At 67.6% G+C, this 21,108-nt stretch carries 22 protein-coding genes; 8 read left to right on the top strand and 14 right to left on the bottom strand.

What is annotated here, in order from left to right:
* Window positions 1-37 precede the first annotated feature (37 nt).
* Window positions 38-2,368, bottom strand: coding sequence for an NADP-dependent malic enzyme (locus ACXJKQ_RS14200; protein WP_457106373.1), 2,331 nt, complete (start codon window positions 2,366-2,368; stop codon window positions 38-40).
* Between the two features lie 78 nt (window positions 2,369-2,446).
* On the opposite strand from ACXJKQ_RS14200, the gene ACXJKQ_RS14195 reads away from it, so the two are divergent.
* The gene (locus tag ACXJKQ_RS14195) at window positions 2,447-3,064 is read left to right on the top strand and encodes a CatB-related O-acetyltransferase (protein WP_457106411.1); all 618 of its coding nucleotides are present in this window, start codon (window positions 2,447-2,449) and stop codon (window positions 3,062-3,064) included.
* A 45-nt stretch (window positions 3,065-3,109) separates the two neighbouring features.
* Complete coding sequence (locus tag ACXJKQ_RS14190; RefSeq protein WP_457106372.1) at window positions 3,110-3,364, top strand: DUF3297 family protein; 255 nt, start codon at window positions 3,110-3,112, stop codon at window positions 3,362-3,364.
* A 13-nt stretch (window positions 3,365-3,377) separates the two neighbouring features.
* On the opposite strand, the gene ACXJKQ_RS14185 is transcribed toward ACXJKQ_RS14190, so the two are convergent.
* The 6 genes from ACXJKQ_RS14185 to aspS form a co-directional block, all read right to left on the bottom strand.
* Window positions 3,378-4,061: a hypothetical protein gene (locus ACXJKQ_RS14185; RefSeq protein WP_457106371.1), complete on the bottom strand. Its 684-nt coding sequence runs from the start codon at window positions 4,059-4,061 to the stop codon at window positions 3,378-3,380.
* Window positions 4,058-5,104 carry a hypothetical protein gene (locus tag ACXJKQ_RS14180; protein ID WP_457106370.1) on the bottom strand — a complete coding sequence of 349 codons (1,047 nt, stop codon included), beginning with the start codon at window positions 5,102-5,104 and terminating at the stop codon, window positions 4,058-4,060. The genes ACXJKQ_RS14185 and ACXJKQ_RS14180 overlap by 4 nt, the downstream gene beginning before the upstream one ends.
* 62 nt (window positions 5,105-5,166) lie before the next feature.
* Window positions 5,167-5,499, bottom strand: coding sequence for a hypothetical protein (locus ACXJKQ_RS14175; protein ID WP_457106369.1), 333 nt, complete (start codon window positions 5,497-5,499; stop codon window positions 5,167-5,169).
* A complete protein-coding gene (locus ACXJKQ_RS14170; protein WP_457106368.1) occupies window positions 5,496-6,572 on the bottom strand; it encodes an acyltransferase family protein in 1,077 nt (358 codons plus the stop codon). The genes ACXJKQ_RS14175 and ACXJKQ_RS14170 overlap by 4 nt, the downstream gene beginning before the upstream one ends.
* Window positions 6,569-7,441 (bottom strand): glycosyltransferase family 2 protein, encoded by an 873-nt coding sequence (locus tag ACXJKQ_RS14165; protein ID WP_457106367.1) that lies wholly within the window; start codon window positions 7,439-7,441, stop codon window positions 6,569-6,571. The genes ACXJKQ_RS14170 and ACXJKQ_RS14165 overlap by 4 nt, the downstream gene beginning before the upstream one ends.
* 23 nt (window positions 7,442-7,464) lie before the next feature.
* A complete protein-coding gene (gene aspS / locus ACXJKQ_RS14160; RefSeq protein WP_457106366.1) occupies window positions 7,465-9,309 on the bottom strand; it encodes an aspartate--tRNA ligase in 1,845 nt (614 codons plus the stop codon).
* A 222-nt stretch (window positions 9,310-9,531) separates the two neighbouring features.
* On the opposite strand from aspS, the gene ACXJKQ_RS14155 reads away from it, so the two are divergent.
* The 6 genes from ACXJKQ_RS14155 to xoxJ all read left to right on the top strand — a co-directional run bounded on the left by ACXJKQ_RS14155 (window position 9,532) and on the right by xoxJ (window position 15,650).
* Window positions 9,532-9,852 carry a hypothetical protein gene (locus ACXJKQ_RS14155; protein ID WP_457106365.1) on the top strand — a complete coding sequence of 107 codons (321 nt, stop codon included), beginning with the start codon at window positions 9,532-9,534 and terminating at the stop codon, window positions 9,850-9,852.
* A 95-nt stretch (window positions 9,853-9,947) separates the two neighbouring features.
* Window positions 9,948-11,135, top strand: a complete 1,188-nt coding sequence (gene rnd, locus ACXJKQ_RS14150; RefSeq protein ID WP_457106364.1) for a ribonuclease D — start codon at window positions 9,948-9,950, stop codon at window positions 11,133-11,135.
* A 110-nt stretch (window positions 11,136-11,245) separates the two neighbouring features.
* A complete protein-coding gene (locus ACXJKQ_RS14145; protein WP_457106363.1) occupies window positions 11,246-11,533 on the top strand; it encodes a hypothetical protein in 288 nt (95 codons plus the stop codon).
* A gap of 718 nt (window positions 11,534-12,251) precedes the next feature.
* On the top strand, window positions 12,252-14,057 hold the full coding sequence (gene xoxF1, locus ACXJKQ_RS14140) for a lanthanide-dependent methanol dehydrogenase XoxF1 (RefSeq protein WP_457106362.1): 1,806 nt from the start codon (window positions 12,252-12,254) through the stop codon (window positions 14,055-14,057).
* 133 nt (window positions 14,058-14,190) lie between these two features.
* On the top strand, window positions 14,191-14,805 hold the full coding sequence (locus ACXJKQ_RS14135) for a c-type cytochrome, methanol metabolism-related (protein ID WP_457106361.1): 615 nt from the start codon (window positions 14,191-14,193) through the stop codon (window positions 14,803-14,805).
* A complete protein-coding gene (xoxJ, locus tag ACXJKQ_RS14130; RefSeq protein ID WP_457106360.1) occupies window positions 14,790-15,650 on the top strand; it encodes a rare earth element methanol dehydrogenase accessory protein XoxJ in 861 nt (286 codons plus the stop codon). Before ACXJKQ_RS14135 ends, xoxJ begins: the two co-directional genes overlap by 16 nt.
* A 179-nt stretch (window positions 15,651-15,829) precedes the next feature.
* On the opposite strand, the gene folK is transcribed toward xoxJ, so the two are convergent.
* The 7 genes from folK to pqqC form a co-directional block, all read right to left on the bottom strand.
* Window positions 15,830-16,300: a 2-amino-4-hydroxy-6-hydroxymethyldihydropteridine diphosphokinase gene (gene folK / locus ACXJKQ_RS14125; protein ID WP_457106359.1), complete on the bottom strand. Its 471-nt coding sequence runs from the start codon at window positions 16,298-16,300 to the stop codon at window positions 15,830-15,832.
* On the bottom strand, window positions 16,297-16,674 hold the full coding sequence (gene folB, locus ACXJKQ_RS14120) for a dihydroneopterin aldolase (protein WP_457106358.1): 378 nt from the start codon (window positions 16,672-16,674) through the stop codon (window positions 16,297-16,299). The genes folK and folB overlap by 4 nt, the downstream gene beginning before the upstream one ends.
* A 3-nt stretch (window positions 16,675-16,677) precedes the next feature.
* Window positions 16,678-17,514 (bottom strand): dihydropteroate synthase, encoded by an 837-nt coding sequence (gene folP, locus ACXJKQ_RS14115; protein WP_457106357.1) that lies wholly within the window; start codon window positions 17,512-17,514, stop codon window positions 16,678-16,680.
* A gap of 85 nt (window positions 17,515-17,599) precedes the next feature.
* Window positions 17,600-17,962, bottom strand: coding sequence for a hypothetical protein (locus ACXJKQ_RS14110; RefSeq protein WP_457106356.1), 363 nt, complete (start codon window positions 17,960-17,962; stop codon window positions 17,600-17,602).
* Complete coding sequence (locus ACXJKQ_RS14105) at window positions 17,943-18,653, bottom strand: hypothetical protein (RefSeq protein ID WP_457106355.1); 711 nt, start codon at window positions 18,651-18,653, stop codon at window positions 17,943-17,945. The genes ACXJKQ_RS14110 and ACXJKQ_RS14105 overlap by 20 nt, the downstream gene beginning before the upstream one ends.
* Window positions 18,650-19,795, bottom strand: a complete 1,146-nt coding sequence (gene pqqE, locus ACXJKQ_RS14100; protein WP_457106354.1) for a pyrroloquinoline quinone biosynthesis protein PqqE — start codon at window positions 19,793-19,795, stop codon at window positions 18,650-18,652. Before pqqE ends, ACXJKQ_RS14105 begins: the two co-directional genes overlap by 4 nt.
* On the bottom strand, window positions 19,792-20,877 hold the full coding sequence (gene pqqC, locus ACXJKQ_RS14095) for a pyrroloquinoline-quinone synthase PqqC (RefSeq protein WP_457106353.1): 1,086 nt from the start codon (window positions 20,875-20,877) through the stop codon (window positions 19,792-19,794). The genes pqqE and pqqC overlap by 4 nt, the downstream gene beginning before the upstream one ends.
* Between the last annotated feature and the right edge of the window lie 231 nt (window positions 20,878-21,108).

Raw genomic sequence — 21,108 nt, 5'->3', positions numbered from 1 at the left:
ATCGACGGCCACGCGCGCGGCCGCCGACCCGGCCGGTCTATGCGGAGATCATTCCGGCCCCGCTCTCGCCGGTGGCGACCGGGATGGCCTCGTCCGCCTGGGCCTCGACAACCGCCGCGGCCGTGACGTTGACGATGCCGCGGGCGGTCACCGAGGGCGTCAGGATGTGGGCTGGCTTGGCCGGACCGATCAGCAGCGGCCCCACCGGGAGCGCGTCCGCCAGCACCTTGGCGAACTGGAAGGCGATGTTGGCCGCGTCGAGGTTGGGAAAGATCAGCACGTTGGCCGCGCCCTTGAGGCGAGAGCCCGGCAGCACGCGATCGCGCACCATCTCGTTCAGGGCCGAATCGGCCTGCATCTCGCCGTCGACCATCAGGTCGGGATCGCGCCGCTGCAGGAGCGCGAGGGCGTCGCGCATCTTCATCGCGGAGGGTGAGTCCGACTGGCCGAAATCGGAGTGGCTCAGCAGCGCGATCTTCGGCGTCATCCCGAAGCGGCTGACATGGCTGGCGCAGGCCTGCGCCACGTCCGCGATCTCCTCGGCGGTGGGGTTCTGGCGAACATGGGTGTCGGCCAGGAAGTAGGCGCCGTTATGGGTCACCACGAGGCTCATGGCCGCGCATTGCTCCACGCCGGGTGCGAGCCCGATCACGTCGCGGATGATGCGCAGCCGGGTCTCGAACCGGCCCTCCAGGCCGCAGATCAGGGCGTCGGCCTCGCCGCGGCGCACCGCGATGGCCCCGATCACGGTGTTGTTGGTGCGCACCAGCGTGCGGGCCGCGTCCGGCGTAATGCCGCGCCGGCCCGCGACCTCGAGGTAGGTCTGCACGTAGGCGCGGTAGCGCGGATCGTCCTCGGGATCGATCAGCTCGAAGTCGCGGCCGTGCTCGATCGACAGGCCGAAGCGCTTCAGCCGGGTCTCCACAACCCGCGGACGGCCGACCAGGATCGGCCGCGCGACCTTGTCCTCGACGATCGCCTGGACGGCGCGGAGCACCCGCTCGTCCTCGCCCTCCGCGTAGATCACCCGCTTGGGCTCGCTCTTCGCCTTCGAGAACAGCGGCTTCATGATCAGGCCCGAGCGGTGCACGAACCGGTCGAGGCTGTCGACGTAGGCGTCGAGGTCGGCGAGGGGCCGGCCGGCCACGCCCGAATCCATGGCGGCCTTGGCCACGGCCGGGGCGATGCGCAGGATCAGCCGCGGGTCGAAGGGGCTCGGGATCAGGGATTTCGGCCCGAAAGGCCGGGCCTCGCCACCATAGGCCCGGGCGACCACGTCCGAGGTGGTCTCGTGGGCCAGACCCGCGATCGCCTTCACGGCGGCCTTCTTCATCTCCTCGTTGATCTTGTGGGCGCCGACATCCAGCGCGCCGCGGAAGATGTACGGGAAGCACAGGACGTTGTTGACCTGGTTCGGGAAATCCGACCGGCCGGTGCAGATCATCGCGTCCGGCCGCTCCTTCTCGGCCAGATCCGGCATGATCTCCGGGTAGGGGTTGGCGAGCGCCATGATCAGCGGCTTCTCGGCCATCTCCTTGAGGTATTCGGGCTTCAGGACGCCGCCGGCCGAGAGGCCGATGAACACGTCCGCGCCCGGGATGACCTCCGCGAGCGTCCGCTTGTCGGTCTCCTGGGCGTAGACGTCCTTCCAGCGGTCCATCAGCTCCGGGCGGCCCTTGTAGACCACGCCCTTGATGTCGGTGACCGTGATGTTCTCACGGGTGGCGCCGAGCGAGACGAGGAGGTTCAGGCAGGCGAGCGCCGCCGCGCCCGCTCCGGAGGTGACGATCCGGACGTCGGAGAGCGTCTTGCCGGCGAGTTCCAGGCCGTTGAGGACGGCCGCGGCCACGATGATCGCGGTGCCGTGCTGGTCGTCGTGAAAGACCGGGATGTTCATCCGAGCCCGGCACTGCTCCTCGACCTCGAAGCACTCCGGAGCCTTGATGTCCTCGAGGTTGATGCCGCCGAAGGTCGGCTCCAGGGCGCAGACCACGTCGACGAGCTTGGACACGTCCTTCTGGTCGACCTCGATGTCGAAGACGTCGATGCCGGCGAACTTCTTGAACAGGACCGCCTTGCCCTCCATCACGGGCTTGGACGCCAGCGGGCCGATATCGCCCAGGCCGAGCACGGCCGTGCCGTTGGAGAGCACCGCCACGAGGTTCTGGCGGATCGTGAGGGTCGCGGCCTCCTGCGGATCGTCGTAGATCGCCATGCAGGCCGCCGCCACGCCGGGGGAATAGGCCAGGGCGAGGTCGCGCTGGTTGCCCAGCGGCTTCGTCGCCTGGATCTCCAGCTTTCCGGGCTTGGGCAGGCGGTGGTAGACGAGCGCCCCGGCCTTGAGGTCCTCGGACATGTTATCGGCCATCGCCCACGCTCCCGCTCACCTGCTTTTCCGAGGACGACGCGGTCGCGCATCGCACCGGTCCGCGTCGTGATCGGTCTGTTGCACCGGCTGCGCAGGGGGCGCAACCCGCACAACGAGACCCGGATCCACCTCGCCAAGCTGGCGAGGACCTACGGCTTCTCCATAGGCGCTTATTCGTACGGGCGTCCAAAAGTCCGCTTCCCGGAGAGCGGCCGGCGGCTGACGATCGGCCGCTATTGTTCCATCGCCGACAAGGTCGAGATCCTGCTCGGCGGCGACCACCGGTTGGACTGGGTTTCCACCTACCCGTTCGCCGCGATGCGCGGTCTGTTCCCGGAGGCGCGGGCGCCGGAGGATTACCACGCCTCCCGGGGCGACGTGGTGATCGGGCACGATGTCTGGCTCGGGTCCGGCTGCATGATCCTCTCGGGGGTCACGATCGGGCACGGGGCCGTGGTGGCGGCCCGCGCCGTGGTCACCCGCGACGTGCCCGCCTACGCGGTGGTGGCGGGCAATCCCGCGCGGGTGGTGCGGCACCGGTTCGACGCGGCGACCGCGGAGGCCCTGGTGGCGGCGGCGTGGTGGGACCTGCCGCACGCCGACGTGACGCGGCTGGTGCCCCTGCTGCAGGGCGGCGACGCGCCGTACCTGATCGCGGCAGCGGCCGCCGTTGCAGGCGAGCAGGGGATTGCGTAATCCGCGGCCCATCTTCGCCGCTCACGCAGAACTGAGAGCCTGACCATGTCCGATCCCGCGCTGCCCGACCGCCTCTCGGTCAACCCCGACAGCCCATATTACGATGCGACCCTGCTCGAGCGTGGCGTCGGCATCCGCTTCAAGGGCGTCGAGAAGACCAACGTCGAAGAATATTGCGTGAGCGAGGGCTGGGTGCGCCTCTCGGCCGGCAAGACCCTCGACCGCGCCGGCAACCCGATGACGGTGAAGCTGAAGGGCACGGTGGAGCCGTACCTGCGCGACGCGGCGGACGCGGGCTGAGATCCACGCCGGCTCATCGCTCCAGCGGGAAGGGGGTGGGCTCCCAATAGGGCTCCAGCTCCGTTCCCCGGACGTTGGCCGCCTCCCATGCGTGCAGGATCTTGGCCAGCGCCGGGCGATCGCCGGCCATGAGCGGTTCCGCAACCGCGGCGAGCTGCACCTGCCATTGATGCGGGCGCGACCCCGGCGGGAACGACTTACCGGCGTGCCAGGGTTGTTGTTCGTGCCAGATTCTTCGAGCGGCATCGAGGTCGCCGGCCGCGATGTGGACGATCATGCGGTCTTCGTGGGGCTCGTCGCGGATTTGATGGGGCCTTGGCGGCAGCGTCGCGTAGCCTTCCGGCGTTCCATAGAATGCCAGTTTCGGAAGCGCGACGTCTTCCAGTACCGCAATGACCTCTGGTATCATCGTGGAGTCAGACCAGCGCCAGAATTTCTCTGCGGACGTAACAGGCCTTGCCAACCCTTCGAAGTATGTGCCGATGGCAATATCCCCGCGCAGTCCTGCAAGATAGAGTGCCGTTAAAACCAGCCGTGGCCAGCAACAATCTGGGTCGGAGCAACGCTCGATAAGGATGCCACGGGCGATATGATGAACAGGCGCTACAACCAAGTAACGGCCGCCTGCCTGCTTGAGATTTGAATGATTTTTCTTCAATATTTGAAATATCGGACGGACTTGGCGAGCGTTCGTCATGCCATTGGCTTTATCTGAATTAGAATATATCGAAGGATACCCGGGTAGCGCCTCTGTACGACGGTGGCAACATCGATTGCACGTGGTCCTCGGAGGTGCGCGTCTCCGGTCTTGTGATCGTATACACAGACGGTCGATGGTTGTGAATGCTCAAGCACGTCTAGCCGGATTGTTCCGCGTGCGCCATACTTACCATCTGCGCCCGACGTGGCATCGTAGGACGTCTCAGCCAATAAATTGGGATCATTTTTGGAATTTATAATGCCAGAAATGCCAGCGTGGACCTTATTGCCAAAATCCCTTCCGTCGAAGTAGTTGCCAGACGCCCTTACATCAGCAGCCACGGAATCCGCTATAGCCTGTACCTCCCGATTACGCGGACATAGTTGATCCAACTCGGATTGTCCGATGGCCCCGACCCACATGGCTCGATCGTCGTAGGCATCACCTGGAATGTACTCACTCGCTGGCGCAGTAAAAATAGCCTTGCGATTATCTGTGTTCCTTCCAGACAGAACCGAAAAGAGCGACCCCGCCGCATCAAGCGTTCTCGCGAAGCGCCGCGCCAGGTCATCGTCTGGGCGCGGCCGGCTTCGGGCCGGTTGGACGAAGGCCTCCGGTTCCGCCCCATCCTGCGTGAGTACGCTTCGCGCCAGGATCTCGCCGCTGTCGCCGTCGCGGATCGTCTGGGTGAGACCTGACGTCTCGAAGACCGTGCGCGTGCCGTCCGGTCCGGTGACCGTATGCTGCTCGTCCCATTCCGTGTGCGGTCTGGCTCGGATCCGGATCGAGAGAACCCGCGACCCATCTCCGAGGACCGCGTCTTCTGTTTGCGATTGCGCCGCGGACGCACCGTCGGCGCCGTCCGAAGTCCAGCGGCCGCCATCGGACTGCCCGGCCGGTGCGCGCGGCTGGTCGGGTCGGTACTTGCGGTTCAAGACCCGCTCTAACCGGATCAGCTTGACGCCGACCGCGAGGCCCGAGAGTTCGGCGCGGAGAATCGCAATCTCCCGAGCATGACGATCCGTGATCACGCGCGCCATCGGCCCTACCCTCCGCTCGGACAAAATGCCTAGCTTTGGCGGCCGTTTATGTCAATGTTTTCCTATTGTCCGGTCCTTCGATCTTCCTCAGCAAGGCTTGCGGTCGCGCGAGCCGCATAGTCCCGAAGGGCCGCCGCGATCATCGCCTCGATCTGGCCGGCCCGTTTCGGCACCGCCACGACGAGGCTGGTCGCGACCTCGGGATGGGTCCGTCGCTGCCGCGGGCGGCGCGCATGGTTGGACAGACGAAGGGTGGCGTCCTGGCCCGGACGCGCGAGGTAGAGGCTGTCGCCGCGCTCGTTCCGGGCGACGACCGTGAAACCTTGGGCCTCCAGCAGCCTCGCTGCCAGCGCCAAGGCGGCGGCAGGCGGGAGCGGCCTGTCGGGATCGCTCACGGTCCCGCCGGCTCAATCGTGCCCAGGCGTCGCCGCCCGAGCGCCCGCGCCTTCAGCGCCAGGGCCGGCCGCTCGACCCCGTACCAGGACAGGGCCGCCACCGGCAGCGTCACCGCGAGGGCAGGGGCGAGCAGCGCGACTCCGGAGGCCTCCGGCCACAGGGCGTGCAGGGTCTGCTGCACCGGCCAGCCATAGAGATAGGTCCCGTAGGACAGGTCGGCCGACGGATCGAACGGCCTGAGGGCCATCGGCCCGAGGGCGAGCCAGATCACGCCGTAGGCCTCGGCCAGGAACAGCAGGGCCGGGTAGGCCGGCGTCCGCGCGAGAACGACCGCGCCGAAGGCCAGGCAGGCGAGGGCGGCGGCCGAGACCCGCAGCCGGTCGCGCCACAGATAGAGCCCGGCCCCCGCCGCGAAGATCAGCGGCAGGCGCAGGGCTGTCTCGGTGCCTTTCGCGAGTTCGGATCCCCGCAGGCCGGTCACGACCGACAGGGCCAGCGCCAGCCCGGCCACGATCAGGACCGCCGACCAGCGTCGCCGGAGCAGGCCGCTCAAGGCGGCGGCGAGAACCCCGAGGTAGCACAGCACCTCATACTTCAGCGTCCAGACCGTTCCGAGCGGTGCCCGGTAGGGGTTGGCCTCGAAGACTCCGGGGAGGGCGGCGTTGCTCTTGAAGGTCGTCAGGGTTCCGCGAATGAAGGACCACACACCCGGGTCTCGCAGATAGTCGGCGACCGGCAGGCGGGTGAGCGCCGCACCTAGCCCCAGGGACACCACCAGCGTCGCGGCCACGAGCCCCGGCACGATGCGCAGGGTCCGGGCGATGACGTAGTCGCGGATCCCGCGGCGGTCGCAGCTCATGGTGACGAGGAAGCCCGACACGGCGAAGAAGCCGTTCACCGCGTGCTCGCCGAGGGTGTAGCCGGTGAAACCGGCCAGGGGCTCGTCGCCGGCCGCGCCGGTCGCGACGCTGAAGGCGTGGGACACGACGACCGCGAGGGCCAGGGCCAGCCGCAGGCCGGTGAAGCCGTTGCGCCCACGCTCGAGCGCGGCCGCGATCGTCGGCGCCGTCATTCCGTCAGGCCCTCGCGGGTCAGCGCGTCGCGGCCGCGCAGGAAGGCGAGGGCGCCCGCCGCGGAGCCGCCATAGCGCTCGAGACCCGCCCGACGCAGGACCAGGGCGGAGAGCAGGACTTTCGGCAGGTTGGTCATCAGGGCCGCGATGCTCGGATCCGGCAGGCCGTATTTGCGGCTGACATAGGCCCGTGACCACGCTTGGTGCCAGCGGGACCGGAAGACCCGCCCCGGCTCCGGCGCCGACGATCGGCCGCGCCCGTGCAGCGCCGTCGCGGCGTGGACATGGACCAGTGCCCGGCCGGCCTCGGCGACGCGGCGGCACAGGTCGTCATCCTCGTAGAACAGGAAGATGTTCTCGTCGAAGCCGCCGAGATCCAGGAACAGGGCGCGGGGCATCATCAGGCAGGCCCCGGAGAGGAACGGGGCGCAGGCATCGCCCTGCGGCAGCGCGAGCCGGCCGCCGGGATTCCCGAGATGGGGCGCCAGGAGGGAGCGCGCCTGGAAGAAGAAGCGCCCGTCGGGTTCGACGAGGCGCGGAGCCAGGATGCCGGCATCCGGCCAGGTCCGGGCCGCGTCCAGGAGGGCATCCACGGCCCCGGGGTGCAGCACAACGTCCGGATTGACGATCAGGACATGCTCGGCGGTCTCGGCCGCACGGACGCCCCGGTTGTTCGCGCGACCGTAGCCCTCGTTCCGGGCATTGCGGATCACCTGCGCGCCGGCGGCCTCCGCGACGGCCGCGGAGGCGTCCCGGCTGGCATTGTCTACCACGATCGCCGGCACGTGCTGGCCGGCGAGCGCCGCGAGGCAGGCGGGCAGGACGTCGGCGCTGTCGTGGGCGACGACGATCGCGACGAGGCTCGCCACCGCGCGGCAGGTCTATCGACGCCTCAGGCCTTCTTCTCGGGCAGGTTGAGCCGGATGTGCAGCTCGCGCAGCTGCTTGGGCGTCGCCTCGGAGGGCGCGCCCATCATCAGGTCCTCGGCGCGCTGGTTCATCGGGAACAGCACCACCTCGCGGATGTTCGGCTCGTTGCACAGGAGCATGACGATGCGGTCGACGCCCGGCGCGATGCCGCCGTGCGGCGGGGCGCCCATGCGCAGGGCATTGAGCATGCCCCCGAATTTCTGCTCCAGCACCTCGTGGCCGTAGCCCGCGATGGCGAACGCCTTCTCCATCACGTCCGGACGGTGGTTACGGATCGCCCCGGAGGACAGCTCCACGCCGTTGCAGACGATGTCGTACTGGAACGCCTTGATGCCGAGGATCCGCTTGGTGTTCGGGCCGTTCTCGTCCTCGGAAGCCAGGGCATCGAGGTCGAGCGCCAGGAACTCCTCGCGGTCGATATTGGGCATCGAGAACGGGTTGTGGGAGAAGTCGATCCGCTTCTCCTCCTCGCTCCACTCGTACATCGGGAAGTCGGTGATCCAGCAGAAGGCGTACTGGTCCTTGTCGCAGAGGCCCAGCTCGTCGCCGATGCGGATCCGCGCCTTGCCGGCGAGGCCGGCCGCCTTGCCCTCGGTGCCAGCGGAGAAGAACACCGCGTCGCCGGCCTTGGCGCCGGCCCTCTCGGCGATCAGCTTCTGAACGTCGGCCGGAATGAACTTGGCGATCGGCCCCTTGCCGGAGAGCTGCCCGTTTTCCTCTTCGAACACGATGTAGCCGAGACCCGGCGCGCCCTCGGACCGCGCCCAGTCGTTGAGCTTGTCGAAGAACGAACGCGGCTGAGACGCCGCACCGGTCGCCGGGATCGCCCGGACCACGCCGCCCCCGGCAATCACGCCCTTGAACGCCTTGAAGGCCACGTCCTCGCGGGCGAAGGCGTCCGTGACGTCGGCGATGATCAACGGGTTGCGCAGGTCCGGCTTGTCGACGCCGTATTTCAGCATCGAATCGGCGTAGGTGATGCGCGGGAACGCCTGCGTGACGCGCTTGCCCTCGGCAAAGTCGTCGAAAACGCCGCGCAGGACCGGCTCCACCGCCTGGAACACGTCCTCCTGGGTGACGAAGCTCATCTCGATGTCGAGCTGGTAGAACTCGCCCGGCGAGCGGTCGGCCCGGGCGTCCTCGTCGCGGAAGCAGGGCGCGATCTGGAAATAGCGGTCGAAGCCCGCGATCATCGTGAGCTGCTTGAACTGCTGCGGCGCCTGCGGGAGCGCGTAGAACTTGCCCGGATGGACGCGCGACGGCACGAGGTAGTCGCGGGCGCCCTCGGGGGACGACGCGGTCAGAATCGGCGTCTGGAACTCGAAGAACCCACCCTCGCGCATCCGGCGGCGGAGCGAATCGATGATCGCGCCGCGCTTCATGATGTTGGCGTGCAGCTTCTCCCGCCGCAGGTCGAGGAAGCGGTACCGGAGCCGCGTCTCTTCAGGATATTCGAGGTCGCCGAACACCGGCAGCGGCAGCTCGCCCGCCGGACCCAGCACCTCCAGGTCGTCGATGTAGACCTCGACCGCGCCCGTCGGCAGCTCGGCATTCTCGGTACCGGCCGGCCGGGTGCGGACGCGGCCGTCGATCCGCACCACCCATTCCGAGCGCACCCCCTCGGCCGCCTTGAAGGCCGGCGAGTCGGAATCCACCACGCACTGCGTCAGGCCGTAATGGTCGCGCAGGTCGATGAACAGCACGCCCCCGTGGTCGCGGATGCGGTGGCACCAGCCGGAGAGGCGGACGCTCTGCCCGACGTCGGACGGGCGGATCGCCCCGCAGGTGTGGGAACGGTAACGGTGCATGTCGGGCTACTTCTCTGGGAAGGCCGGCACCATTCACGCGAGGCCCCCCAAGTCAAGCGCGGGACGCACAAGGCGGCGCCGAATGCCGATCCGGAACCGCCCGCCGGCCTACCGGTCGGGCCGTCCCATCCCCATATCATGTCCATGAACGACAACGCTTTTTCCCGCCCGTCGCGAACCGCCGGGCCGCCGCGGTCGACGTCCGTATCGGGATGGCGGACATTGCCGCTCACGGGTGACTTCGACATCGTCTACGAGGATGCGGCCGGCGCCTGGAGCAGCCGGTCCCTCGACGCGCGGGAACTCAGGCTCGGCCCGGGGCGGACGCTGCTCGGCGGTCTCGATCGACGGCGCGGAGGCTACCGGGGATTCCGGGTCGACCGGATCCGCCGCCTCGTCGACAGGGCCACCGGCGAGCGCATCGAGACGGGAATCCTCGACAGACTTCTCAAGTGTGCAGAGCTACAGCGTCGCGCCGACGCGTCGCGGATCCGTCGGCAGGCGCGCGCGCGCCGGACGGCGGCGGTTGCGGCTTTGGGGTGAGGACAACAGGTCGACGATGACAGGAAACGCGCGAAAGATGGGGACCTTCCCGGGCGCGGCTCCCCATGGGCGTCGCGGTTGCGTATAGGCGGTCCATGGACCTGATCACCACCACTGACGCGCTGCGCCAGATCTGCTCTCGCCTCGCCGAGCAACCCTTCGTGACCGTCGACACGGAGTTCATGCGCGAGACGACATACTATCCGAAGCTCTGCCTGATCCAGATGGCGGCGCCGGACGGTACGGGCGTGCTCGTCGACCCCCTGGCTCCGGGGATCGACCTCGACCCGTTCATCGCGCTGATGGCCGACGAGCGCACGGTGAAGGTGTTCCACTCCGCCCGGCAGGATCTGGAGATCATCTGGTTGATGGGCGGGATCCTCCCGCACCCGTTCTTCGACACGCAGGTCGCCGCCATGGTGTGCGGCTACGGCGATTCCGTATCGTACGAGCAGCTCGTCAACGACGTCGCCAAGGCGAAGATCGACAAGTCGTCCCGCTTCACCGACTGGTCGCGGCGCCCCCTCTCGGACGCGCAGCTGACCTACGCGCTGTCGGACGTCACCCACCTGGTGAAGGTCTACGAGGTTCTCGTCGCCGAGTTGCTGCGCACCGATCGCGGGGCCTGGCTCGACGAGGAGATGGCGGTGCTGACCTCTCCCGAGACCTACCGCGCCGATCCCGCGCAGGCGTGGCGGCGTCTCTCAGGGCGGATGCGCAAGCCCCGCGAGATCGCCGTCCTGATGGAAGTGGCGGCTTGGCGCGAGAGCGAGGCGCAGGCGCGCAACGTTCCGCGCGGGCGCGTCCTGAAGGATGAGGCGGTCATCGATATCGCCTCGGCGGCACCGCGGAATGCCGAGGCGCTCGGGCGGTTGCGCACGATCCCGGCGGGCTTCGAGCGATCCCGGACGGGCGCCGACATCGTTGCGGCGGTGGAGCGCGGGCTCGCCCGCGACACCGGTTCCGTCCAGATGCCCGAGCGCGTCCGCCGGAGCGGAGGCAACGGCGCGATCGTCGAACTTCTGAAGGTCCTGCTGAAAGCGGTCTGTGAGGCCGAGGGCGTCGCGCCCAAGATCATCGCCACCGTCGACGATCTGGAGGCGGTGGCCGACGATGACGGGGCCGCAGTGCCGGCCCTGCAGGGATGGCGCCGGACGCTGTTCGGCGAAAAGGCTCTGGCTCTGAAGCAGGGCCGGCTGGCGCTCTCGGTCGAGGCCGGGCGCATCGTGGTCCGGGCGCCCCAGGCGGAGCCGGTGGTCGCAAGCGCCGGCGCGGAAGGCTGACAACACCCCGGCGGTGGCGGAACGGTTACCAGTGCCGGGCGTGACTCGGTGGGGCAGCGGGATTAAATGGCAATAGGATTGCCGCTTATTCCCGCCCTTGCGTCCCGCGTATGTTCGAACCGAACGAGATTCTGAAGACGTTGACCGGCCGCGGTCTCGTCTCGGCGGAGGGTTGCGAACCCGTTCGCGTTCGCTACCGAATCGTCGTGGAGCGGCGTGACGATGGTGTCGTGGCTTACGGCAACTTGTACGGTAGTCACGCCGGACTGCGCCCGGTCTGGCTCGAGCCCGATGCGCAGCTCCGCCTGTCCAGCGGCCGCCGTCTGAACATTTCCATGACCGATCTGGTTGGCGATGTCGCGGAATTCGAAAGCACGGGTCCGGTTGGAGCCCTGTGAGTCGGCCTCGGACCGTCCGGGGCGCCGCGACGGGTGTCGAGCGCAGCCTGCTCCTTCTGTGAGCACGAACGCCGGACCGTCCGCCGAACCGATCGGGACGATTCGGCAATTTGACGCGCCCCCACCGCGCAGGAGCGCCCGGATCAAGGGCTAAAGAGCATGCGGCGACTGGGCGCACAGGGGGGATCCGGGAGAATTCGGCAAGGCGCTGCTGTCACGCCGCCTTGCACTGCACGCGCTCAGCCGCCCACGCTCGCTAGATCCCGGCCTCGCTCCGCCGCGCCGGCACGCAAATCGCGCATGCATGCACCAAGCAAAGGCCCGAAGACTGCAAGTCCTGCATGGACAGAGTGCGTCGCCCCGCTCCAACAGTGATCAGAACCGCAAAATCGTTTGTGCATCGCAGCATTTCTTTTCGCAGGGCGATGACATTCTTCATCCTTTTGTCACGCGAAAAGAAGCTTTCACCGTCTGCCCACAGGCCTCGAACAGCGAGTTGACGGCGCTCAAAAATCTCTTAAGGTCCGGGCAAGCCTCGGTTTCGAGGGAGCCGCCTCAGGGATGGCGGTTCCTGGCTAGGGGATCTGTAGATCTCCTCGAAGTCCACTATGCCCGCTACCGAGGCGTCCATCCCTGTCGCAAACAGTCAGGTCGGAGTCCGAGCGACGCCATTCTCTTCGCGCGCCGCAAGAACTCTCAAGACTTGTCGGAGGAACCCATGAGAGCGGTACATCTCCTTGCGCTCGGCGCAGGTGTCGCGGCCGTCGCCGCGCCGGCGCTGGCCAACGAAAGCGTCATGAAGGGCATCGCCAACCCGGCGGAACAGGTTCTTCAGACGGTCGACTACGCGAATACGCGCTACTCGAAGCTCGACCAGATCAACGCCAAGAACGTCAAGGATCTCCAGGTTGCCTGGACGTTCTCGACCGGCGTTCTGCGTGGGCACGAGGGCTCGCCGCTCGTGGTCGGCAACGTCATGTATGTGCACACGCCGTTCCCGAACATCGTGTACGCCCTTGACCTCGACCATGAGGCGAAGATCCTCTGGAAGTACGAGCCGAAGCAGGATCCGTCCGTGATCCCGGTCATGTGCTGTGACACGGTCAACCGTGGTCTGGCCTACGCCGACGGCGCCATCCTCCTGCACCAGGCTGACACCACCCTCGTGTCGCTCGACGCCAAGACCGGCAAGGTCAACTGGTCGGTCGTGAACGGCGACCCGAAGAAGGGCGAGACCAACACCGCCACGGTTCTGCCCGTGAAGGACAAGGTCATCGTCGGCATCTCGGGCGGCGAGTTCGGCGTGCAGTGCCACGTCACCGCCTACGACCTGAAGACCGGCAAGAAGGTGTGGCGCGGCTACTCCGAGGGTCCGGACGATCAGATGCTGATCGACCCGGAGAAGACCACCTCTCTCGGCAAGCCCGTCGGCAAGGACTCCTCGCTGAAGACCTGGGAAGGCGATCAGTGGAAGACCGGCGGCGGCTGCACCTGGGGCTGGTTCTCGTACGACCCCAAGCTCGACCTGATGTACTACGGCTCGGGCAACCCCTCGACCTGGAACCCCAAGCAGCGTCCGGGCGACAACAAGTGGTCGATGACCATCTGGGCGCGTAACCCGGATACCGGCGTCGCCAAGTGGGTCTACCAGATGACCCCCCACGACGAGTGGGACTACGACGGCATCAACGAGATGATCCTCACGGATCAGAAGGTTGACGGCAAGGATCAGCCGCTCCTGACCCACTTCGACCGTAACGGCTTCGGCTACACGCTGAACCGCGAGACCGGCGCCCTTCTGGTCGCCGAGAAGTACGACCCGGCCGTCAACTGGGCGTCCAAGGTCGATATGGACAAGGGCTCGAAGAACTACGGCCGTCCGCTGGTCGTGTCGAAGTACTCGACCGAGCAGAACGGTGAGGACACCAACTCCAAGGGCATCTGCCCGGCGGCCCTCGGGTCGAAGGATCAGCAGCCTGCGGCCTTCTCGCCGAAGACCAACCTGTTCTACGTGCCCACCAACCACGTCTGCATGGACTACGAGCCGTTCCGGGTGACCTACACCCCGGGCCAGCCCTACGTCGGTGCGACCCTCTCGATGTACCCGGCTCCGAACTCGCACGGCGGCATGGGCAACTTCATCGCGTGGGATGGCGTCAACGGCAAGATCAAGTGGTCCAACGCCGAGCAGTTCTCGGTGTGGTCCGGTGCTCTGGCCACCGCCGGCGACGTGGTGTTCTACGGAACGCTTGAGGGCTACCTGAAGGCGGTCGACGACAAGACCGGCAAGGAGCTCTACAAGTTCAAGACCCCGTCGGGCATCATCGGCAACGTGATGACCTACCAGCACAAGGGCAAGCAGTACGTGGGCGTCCTCTCGGGCGTCGGCGGCTGGGCCGGCATCGGCCTCGCGGCCGGCCTGACCGACCCGAATGCCGGCCTCGGCGCTGTGGGTGGCTACGCGGCTCTGACCCAGTACACCAACCTCGGCGGTCAGCTGACGGTCTTCGCCCTCCCGAACTAATCGGCCGCAGGGTTTGAAGTGAAAATCGGTGCCGGCGCGGGTTCCCGCGCCGGCATCGTTGTGATTAGACTTTCTCGCAAGAGGCTGCGGCTCGAAGGGAGACGAAAGGCCTCGCTCCAGGGAGACAGATGCGTTGCACAACCTCAGCAAGATCGTAACGCGGCCGCTCATCGCCGCCCTCGCCCTAGCGACCGTCTCGACGGTTGCCGTACATGCTGAGGATGCCAAGACCGCTGCCGACCCCAAGCTCGCCAATTCGCTGAACGCGAACGACAAGACGGCCGAGCAGGATTCCAAGCTGCTTGCGACCGACGCCGCCGTGAAGGTGGACGACGGCAAGTACACGGATGCCGAGGGTCACCCGACGTTCCACGTGACGCAGGACGGCAAGAAGCTCGATTGGTACACGTATTCCGGCTACCGCCGCTACCACGCCGAGTGCCACGTCTGCCACGGCCCGGACGGCATGGGCTCGACCTATGCGCCCGCCCTGAAGGACTCGCTGAAGCACCTCTCCTACGAGGAGTTCATCGGCATCCTCGCGGGTGGCAAGCAGGACGTGAATGCTGCCGAGCAGAAGGTCATGCCGGCCTTCGGCGACAACAAGAACGTCATGTGCTACTCGGATGACCTCTACGTCTATCTGAAGGCGCGCGCCGCCGGAGCGATCGGCCGTATCCGTCCCTCCGATCACGAGGATAAGCCCGACACCGCCAAGAAGGCGGAGAAGGAATGCATGGGCGGCTGATGTCGTCGCTCGCCCGGATCGCCGTCCTCTGCGCCTTGTCTCTGACCGGGGCGCAGGGGGCGCTCGCCCAGCACTTGCCGGATACGGTCACGACGGACGTCCTACGCGTCTGCGGTGATCCGGGCAACATGCCGTTCTCCGAACGCAAGGAGGACGGCTTCGAGAACAAGATCGCGGCGATCATCGCCGACGAACTGAAGGTCAAGCTCCGCTACTATTGGCTTACCCAGGGTCCGGGATTCGTGCGGAACACGCTCGGCACCGGCCTCTGCGACGTGATCATGGGGCAGGCCTTCGGAAGCGACTTGGTCCAGACTACCAATCCGTATTACCGGTCCGCCTATACGCTCATCACCCGCACGGGCGAGTTCGACGGCGTCATGGGCCTCGACGATCCCCGGCTGAAGGGCAAGAGCATCGGCGTCATCGCCGGGACGCCGCCGGTCAATCGGATGGGCGACCTCGGTCTGGTCTCGACCATGAAGGCCTACGCCCCGTACCAGCTCGACCCCGCGCGCAAGTACCAGACAGTGGCCGCCGAGATCATCGCGGCGCTGGCCGCCAAGGAGATCGACGCGGCCGTTCTCTGGGGTCCGGCGGCGGGCTGGCTCGCCAAGCAATCGCCGACGGCGATGAGCGTCGTGCCGTTGCTGAAGGAGCCGGAGCGGCCACCGATGGCCTATCGGATCGCCATGGGCGTCCGGATCGGCGAGAACGACTGGAAGCGTTCGCTCAACACCGTACTGCGCAAGCGCAAGGCCGACATCGACAAGGTCCTGCGGGAGTATGACGTGCCGCTCCTCGACGAGGACGACAGCAAGCTGGTCGAACCCGGCGATCGCTGACGCGCCGCGATCGCCCGTACGCCCGTCATCGTCTCGTCCTGACGCCGCCCTGGTGGGCATCGAAGCGCTCCAGACACGGCGCTCGACTCCGCAGCTGGTCATGCGGTGGGCGGCGTTCAGCATGGCTGCACGCCGCTGCGGATAAGACGCGGCCCTCCGGTCCTTTTCGAGAGAGACGTTCAGACCCGTTCGATCCCGCTCCGATCGAGCTTCTGCAACGCGTCGCTCACGCGCTCGCCGCCGATGATGAGGTCGGGCGCGATCTCGGCCAGCGGTACCAGCACGAAGGCGCGCTCGCGCACGTGGCGGTGCGGCAGGACGAGGCGCGCGTCGTCGACGGCGGCCCCCTCGTAGGCGAGGACATCGATGTCGATGACCCGCGGCCCCCAGCGCTCTTCGCGGACGCGCCCGAGGTCATGCTCGACCCGCAGGCAGGCATCGAGCAGGCCGTGCGGCGTGAGGTCCGTCTCCACCGCGACCGCTCCGTTCAGGAACCACGGCTGGTCGGTCTTGCCCCAGGGTGGCGTCCGGTAGTCGGACGAGCGCGCCAGGACCGTGATGCCGGGAATCGCCGCGAGCCCAACCACAGCGCGATCGAGCATCGCGGCCATGTCGCCGATATTACTGCCGATGCCGAGATAGGCCCTCATCGCTGGGCGCCCCGGCGGCGCGTGATCTCCACGCTCACGCTGTCCAAGATCGCCGGGACGGGAGCACTCGGCTTGTCGATCCGCACGGTGATGGCGTCCACAGGCGCGCATCGCGCCAGGATCTCCTCGGCGATCGACTCGGCCAGGGCCTCGATCAGGTTGAAGCGCCGCTCGGTGGCGACGGCCGCCGCGATCGCGGTGAGATCGGCATAGCTCACCGTCGCGCCGACGTCGTCGGAGCGGCCCGCCGCGGAGAGGTCCAGTTCGGCATCCAGGGAGATGTAGAAGCGCTGTCCGAGCACCGCTTCCTCGGCCAACACACCGTGCCGGCCGAACACGGCGATTCGGGTGACGCGGATCAGGTCGCTCGCCATGGCTCAGCGGGCCTCCGGACGCATCACCGCGTCGACGACCCGCATGGCGTCGACATGTGCCGCCACATCGTGCACGCGCACGATGTCGGCGCCGAGCGTCGCCGCAAGGGCATGGGCGGCCAGGGACCCGTAGAGCCGATCGGCCGGTCGGGTCTCGCGGTCGTGCAGGCGGCCGAGGAGCGACTTGCGGGAGACGCCGACCAAGACCGGAAATCCGAGGGCGCGGATCTCCGGAAGACGCCGCAGGACCTCGAGATGCTGCGCCCAGGTCTTCCCGAAACCGACCCCCGGATCGAGCACGATCTCGGAATCCGGGATTCCCGCCCGATGGGCGATCACGAGGGACCGCTCGAAGAAGGCCAACATGTCGGCGACGATGTCGAGATCCGCCTCGATCGTCTCGCGGTTGTGCATGATGATGACCGGCGCACCATGCGCGGCAGCCACGTTGGCGATGTCGGGCTCGCGCTGGAGGCCCCAGACGTCGTTCACGATCCGGGCGCCGGCTTCCAGCGCGACGCGGGCCGTGGACGCCTTGTAGGTGTCGATGGAGATCGGCACCGATAGCCGCGGCGCGACGGCCCGGATCACCGGCAGGACGCGCGCCTGCTCCTCCTCGGCCGGCACCGGCACGTGACCGGGGCGCGTGGATTCGCCGCCGATATCGAGGATCGCCGCCCCCTCGCCGACCAGCCGTTCGGCCTGGGCGACGGCCTCCGCCTCTCCGGCAAACAGGCCGCCGTCCGAGAAGGAGTCCGGGGTGACGTTGAGGATGCCCATGACCAGCGTACGCCCGCCCAGGGCGGGCAGCAGATCGGTCAGGCCGGGGGAGGGGGTCACGGTGCGGGTCCCGTTCACGAGAGCGGTTCGGGAGCGGGTGTGCGCGAATCGCGAGGCCGGCGCAACGCCGGCCTCGCGGCATGCCTCAGCCGTGGTAGCAGCGGATCTCGGCCTCGGCCTGGGCGCGGCGCAGATCCGCGACCTTGTCGTCGAAGATCTTGGTCGACTTGAACTCGTTCGCCCGGTTGCCGACGCCCTGTCGCATCGACAGGATCGTGCTCGCTTGGACGTACTTGTCGTAGGGCAGGATCGCGGCGAGCTGGTCGAGGGAGCACGAGCATTTCTGCAGGCTCTCGCGGGTCTGGCCGTTGGCGGCCATGCAGCCGAACACGTAATCCACCCGGGCGTCGGTGGGATAGTCGTTCTCCTCGGCGGCCCAGCCGGCTAGGCCCGACAGCGTCAGGGCGAGGGCGGCCAGGGCAGCCCGTTCAGCCAGCCTTCTGATCATAGTTCAGCTTCTCCTCAAGCAGTTCGCCGCCATCCGGGCTCTTCGAGGTCGCCTCGATCGAGACGATCTCGCCCGGGACGGACGGAGCGGTGACGAAGGTGTAGGTCATGTCGTCCATGCCGCGCATGCGCTGGGCCATCGAGTCGCCCGCGAACGGCTTGGTCACCACGCGCCAGCCGTCGACGTCCTGGCCGCCGAAACGCACCTTCGTGGGCGTGACCACCGCCTTCTCGCGCAGACCCTTGCGGATCGCGAGCTTGAGATAGCGCGGGTTCGCCTCCAGCACCTTGGCCAGGCCGCGGAGATGGTTCTCGAGGAACAGAGACACCACCGGATTGCCTGCCATGTCCTCGAACGGCCCGGCCGGCACCCGGTTCAGACCCGAGAACATCACGACGTTGATGTCGCGCGCCTCGGCGCTCTTCCCGGGCTCGACCTTCAGCGTGACCGTATCCTCCAGAGGCGCCCCGAACGGACCCTTGGAGATGCCCGAGCGGCGCAGGTAGTCGTAGGTCAGTGTCGAGCCGGGAGCGGTGTTCTTCATCTGCGGCTGGTCGAACAGAAGATCGGCCGCGGAGGGCGTGGCCGCCGCGTTGGCCTGCGTGACGGTGGCGGATTTCGGCGCGTCTTCGGCCAGAGCCGGCCCCGTAACGAGCGCCAGCGCGATGGCCGCTGAGGCAAGGTTTCTCACGAGCGGACTTCCTCCTTGAGCGGCGATCGGACGTTGCTGCCGATCGTCCGGTAGACATAATCGGGCGGGTTTTCGGCCGCCTCCTCGGTGGCCAGCGCCCGGACCTTGGCGTGCAATGGGGACAGCGAGCACGCCGGATCCGTGGCTGCGGCGTCGCCGGCAAGCGCCAGGGCCTGGCAGCGGCAGCCGCCCCAATCCTTCTCCCGACGGTCGCAGGAGCGGCAGGGCTCCTGCATCCAGTCGGTCCCGCGATAAGCCGTGAAGGCTGGCGAGTCCTGCCAGATCGCGCTGAGCGAATGGTCGTTGACGTTCCAGAACTCGAGACCCGGGATCGTCTCGGCGGCGTGGCAGGGCAGGACCTTGCCCTGGGGCGTCACGTTCATCAGCTTGCGGCCCCAGCCGCCGGCACAGGCCTTGGGATACTTCGCGTAGTAGTCCGGCACCACGAGGTCGATGACGAGCTGGCCCTTGAGCCGCTCCCGGGCCGCCTCGACGATCCGGATCGACTCGTCCACCTGCGCCTTGTCGGGCATCAGGGCGGCGCGGTTGACGTAGGCCCAGCCGTAATACTGCGTATGCGCCACCTCGAGGCGCTTGGCGCCCATCGTCACCGCGAGTTCGATGAAGCCCGCGACCTCGTGGATATTGCCGCGGTGGATCACCGAATTCAGCGTGAGCGGCAGCCCGAGATCCACCACCTTGGCGGCGAATTCGAATTTCTGCGGCTGGGCGTTCTTCAGGCCGCCGATCCGCTCGGCATTCTGGGCGTCGACGCCCTGCACCGAGAGCTGCACGTGGTCGAGGCCGACATCGTAGAGCGCCTGTAGCTTGGCGAGGGCGCCGCCGACGCCGGAGGTGATCAGATTCGAGTAGAGACCGAGATCCGCACAGGTCTTGGTGATCTCGACGATGTCGTTGCGGGCCGTCGGCTCGCCACCGGAGAGGTGCACGTGGAGGACGCCGAGCGCCGAAGCCTCCCGCAGCACGCGCTGCCACGTCTCCGTGTCGAGCTCGCCGGAGCGGCGGTCGAGCTCGAGCGGGTTCGAACAGTAGGGGCAGCGGAGCGGGCAGCGATGGGTCAGCTCTGCGAGCAGACCCACCGGGGCCGGCGCCGCGGGCCGGTTCGGCGTCAGGGCGTTCATCGCTCGAGAACCCGCTTCTCCGCGAGGCCGTCGAGCATCGCGAGGATGTCGACCTCGATGGCACGCGGATCGGCCGCGTAGGTCTTGCCCAGTTCGTCCGCGATGTCGGCGACGCTGCGCATGCCGTCCACAAGCTTGAGCACCGCGACCGCGTTGTCGTCGAGGTCGAAGGTCCGCTCGGGGGCCAGGAGGACATACTTGCCGCGCGTCTCATCGTTGCGCAGCCGCACGCCGCGCGGCAGACGCGGGCGGTCGCCGGGCGCGATCTTGCCGCCGAGACCACCCGCCCGGACCTGCGTCCCCTCCGCAACCAAGCCTTCGCCCGGCTTCCACGCGTCGGGAGGAACCATGCCGGGTGCCACGTAGGCGAAATACAGGGCGTCGAGCTGCGTCCAGAGGACGTTGCACTTGAACGTCAGAGCCGCCATCGCCTGCCGCTGAAGCTCCGGCGTCGTCGCGTGCTGCTTCACGTAATCGAGTGCGAAATCGGCATCCCGGGGCGCCTGGGTGAGACGCTTGTCGAAATAGGCCAGCGTATCCTTGGTGATGAACTCGTAGTTCTTCAGCATCCCGGCAACGCGCTCCGAGATGATCGTCGGCGAGAACATCTCGGTCAGCGACGAGGCGACGGCCTCGAGGAGCGACTTCTCCGAGACGAAGTGGACATAGGCCTGCACCGAGAACTTCGTGGCCGAGAGGATGCCGCGGGTCGACAGGACGTAGTCGCGGTCGAAGCCGACGCCCTCAGCGAGCTTGAGCCACCGCTCGATGCCGCCGTCACCCTCGTGGTCGCCGTCGTGGTCGACGATCCGCTGGCGCCAGATGCGCCGCAGCGACGCGTCGGTCATCCGGGCCAGGACCGCCGCGTCCTTCACCGGGATCATCGCCTGATAGTAGTAGCGGTTGAGCGCCCAGGCCCGGACCTGATCCTTCGACAGCTTGCCGTCGTGCAGAAGGCGATGGAACGGATGCAGGTTGTGGTAGCGGCGCCCCCCGATGTCGCGCAGCGCCGCCTCCAGCTCCTCGGGGCTCAGCAGTCGCTGGCTGTCGGCGGCATCGGGGGTCGGGAAGACTGCGTTCATGGCGTGTCCGGCTTCCGTTCTCGGCTCGCGTTTCCTGTATCCTGATCCCGCCCTCGTCCGCGGGGCGAATGTCCGGGTTCAGGGACGATATAGTGCCGACGGCGAGCGGACCCAACCGTCGATCCCTGCCAACGGGGCGGTTCGTGCCTCCGTTGCCTGCGGCACAGGGCGCATGCGGATCGCCGAATGGCGCCCTTCAAACCCCGCGGCCGCGACGGCTCGCGTTTCCGC

This window comes from Methylobacterium sp. P5_C11, from assembly GCF_054049775.1.
This window is presented reverse-complemented; position numbering and strand designations above follow the sequence as displayed.

What these genes read in the sequence shown, in the direction of transcription:
- ACXJKQ_RS14200 (WP_457106373.1), bottom strand. Translation starts at nt 2,368, where the DNA reads ATGGCCGATAACATGTCCGAGGACCTCAAGGCCGGGGCGCTCGTCTAC.
- ACXJKQ_RS14190 (WP_457106372.1), top strand. Translation starts at nt 3,110, where the DNA reads ATGTCCGATCCCGCGCTGCCCGACCGCCTCTCGGTCAACCCCGACAGC.
- ACXJKQ_RS14185 (WP_457106371.1), bottom strand. Translation starts at nt 4,061, where the DNA reads ATGACGAACGCTCGCCAAGTCCGTCCGATATTTCAAATATTGAAGAAA.
- ACXJKQ_RS14180 (WP_457106370.1), bottom strand. Translation starts at nt 5,104, where the DNA reads ATGGCGCGCGTGATCACGGATCGTCATGCTCGGGAGATTGCGATTCTC.
- ACXJKQ_RS14170 (WP_457106368.1), bottom strand. Translation starts at nt 6,572, where the DNA reads ATGACGGCGCCGACGATCGCGGCCGCGCTCGAGCGTGGGCGCAACGGC.
- aspS (WP_457106366.1), bottom strand. Translation starts at nt 9,309, where the DNA reads ATGCACCGTTACCGTTCCCACACCTGCGGGGCGATCCGCCCGTCCGAC.
- rnd (WP_457106364.1), top strand. Translation starts at nt 9,948, where the DNA reads ATGGACCTGATCACCACCACTGACGCGCTGCGCCAGATCTGCTCTCGC.
- ACXJKQ_RS14145 (WP_457106363.1), top strand. Translation starts at nt 11,246, where the DNA reads ATGTTCGAACCGAACGAGATTCTGAAGACGTTGACCGGCCGCGGTCTC.
- xoxF1 (WP_457106362.1), top strand. Translation starts at nt 12,252, where the DNA reads ATGAGAGCGGTACATCTCCTTGCGCTCGGCGCAGGTGTCGCGGCCGTC.
- xoxJ (WP_457106360.1), top strand. Translation starts at nt 14,790, where the DNA reads ATGCATGGGCGGCTGATGTCGTCGCTCGCCCGGATCGCCGTCCTCTGC.
- folK (WP_457106359.1), bottom strand. Translation starts at nt 16,300, where the DNA reads ATGAGGGCCTATCTCGGCATCGGCAGTAATATCGGCGACATGGCCGCG.
- folB (WP_457106358.1), bottom strand. Translation starts at nt 16,674, where the DNA reads ATGGCGAGCGACCTGATCCGCGTCACCCGAATCGCCGTGTTCGGCCGG.
- ACXJKQ_RS14110 (WP_457106356.1), bottom strand. Translation starts at nt 17,962, where the DNA reads ATGATCAGAAGGCTGGCTGAACGGGCTGCCCTGGCCGCCCTCGCCCTG.
- pqqE (WP_457106354.1), bottom strand. Translation starts at nt 19,795, where the DNA reads ATGAACGCCCTGACGCCGAACCGGCCCGCGGCGCCGGCCCCGGTGGGT.
- pqqC (WP_457106353.1), bottom strand. Translation starts at nt 20,877, where the DNA reads ATGAACGCAGTCTTCCCGACCCCCGATGCCGCCGACAGCCAGCGACTG.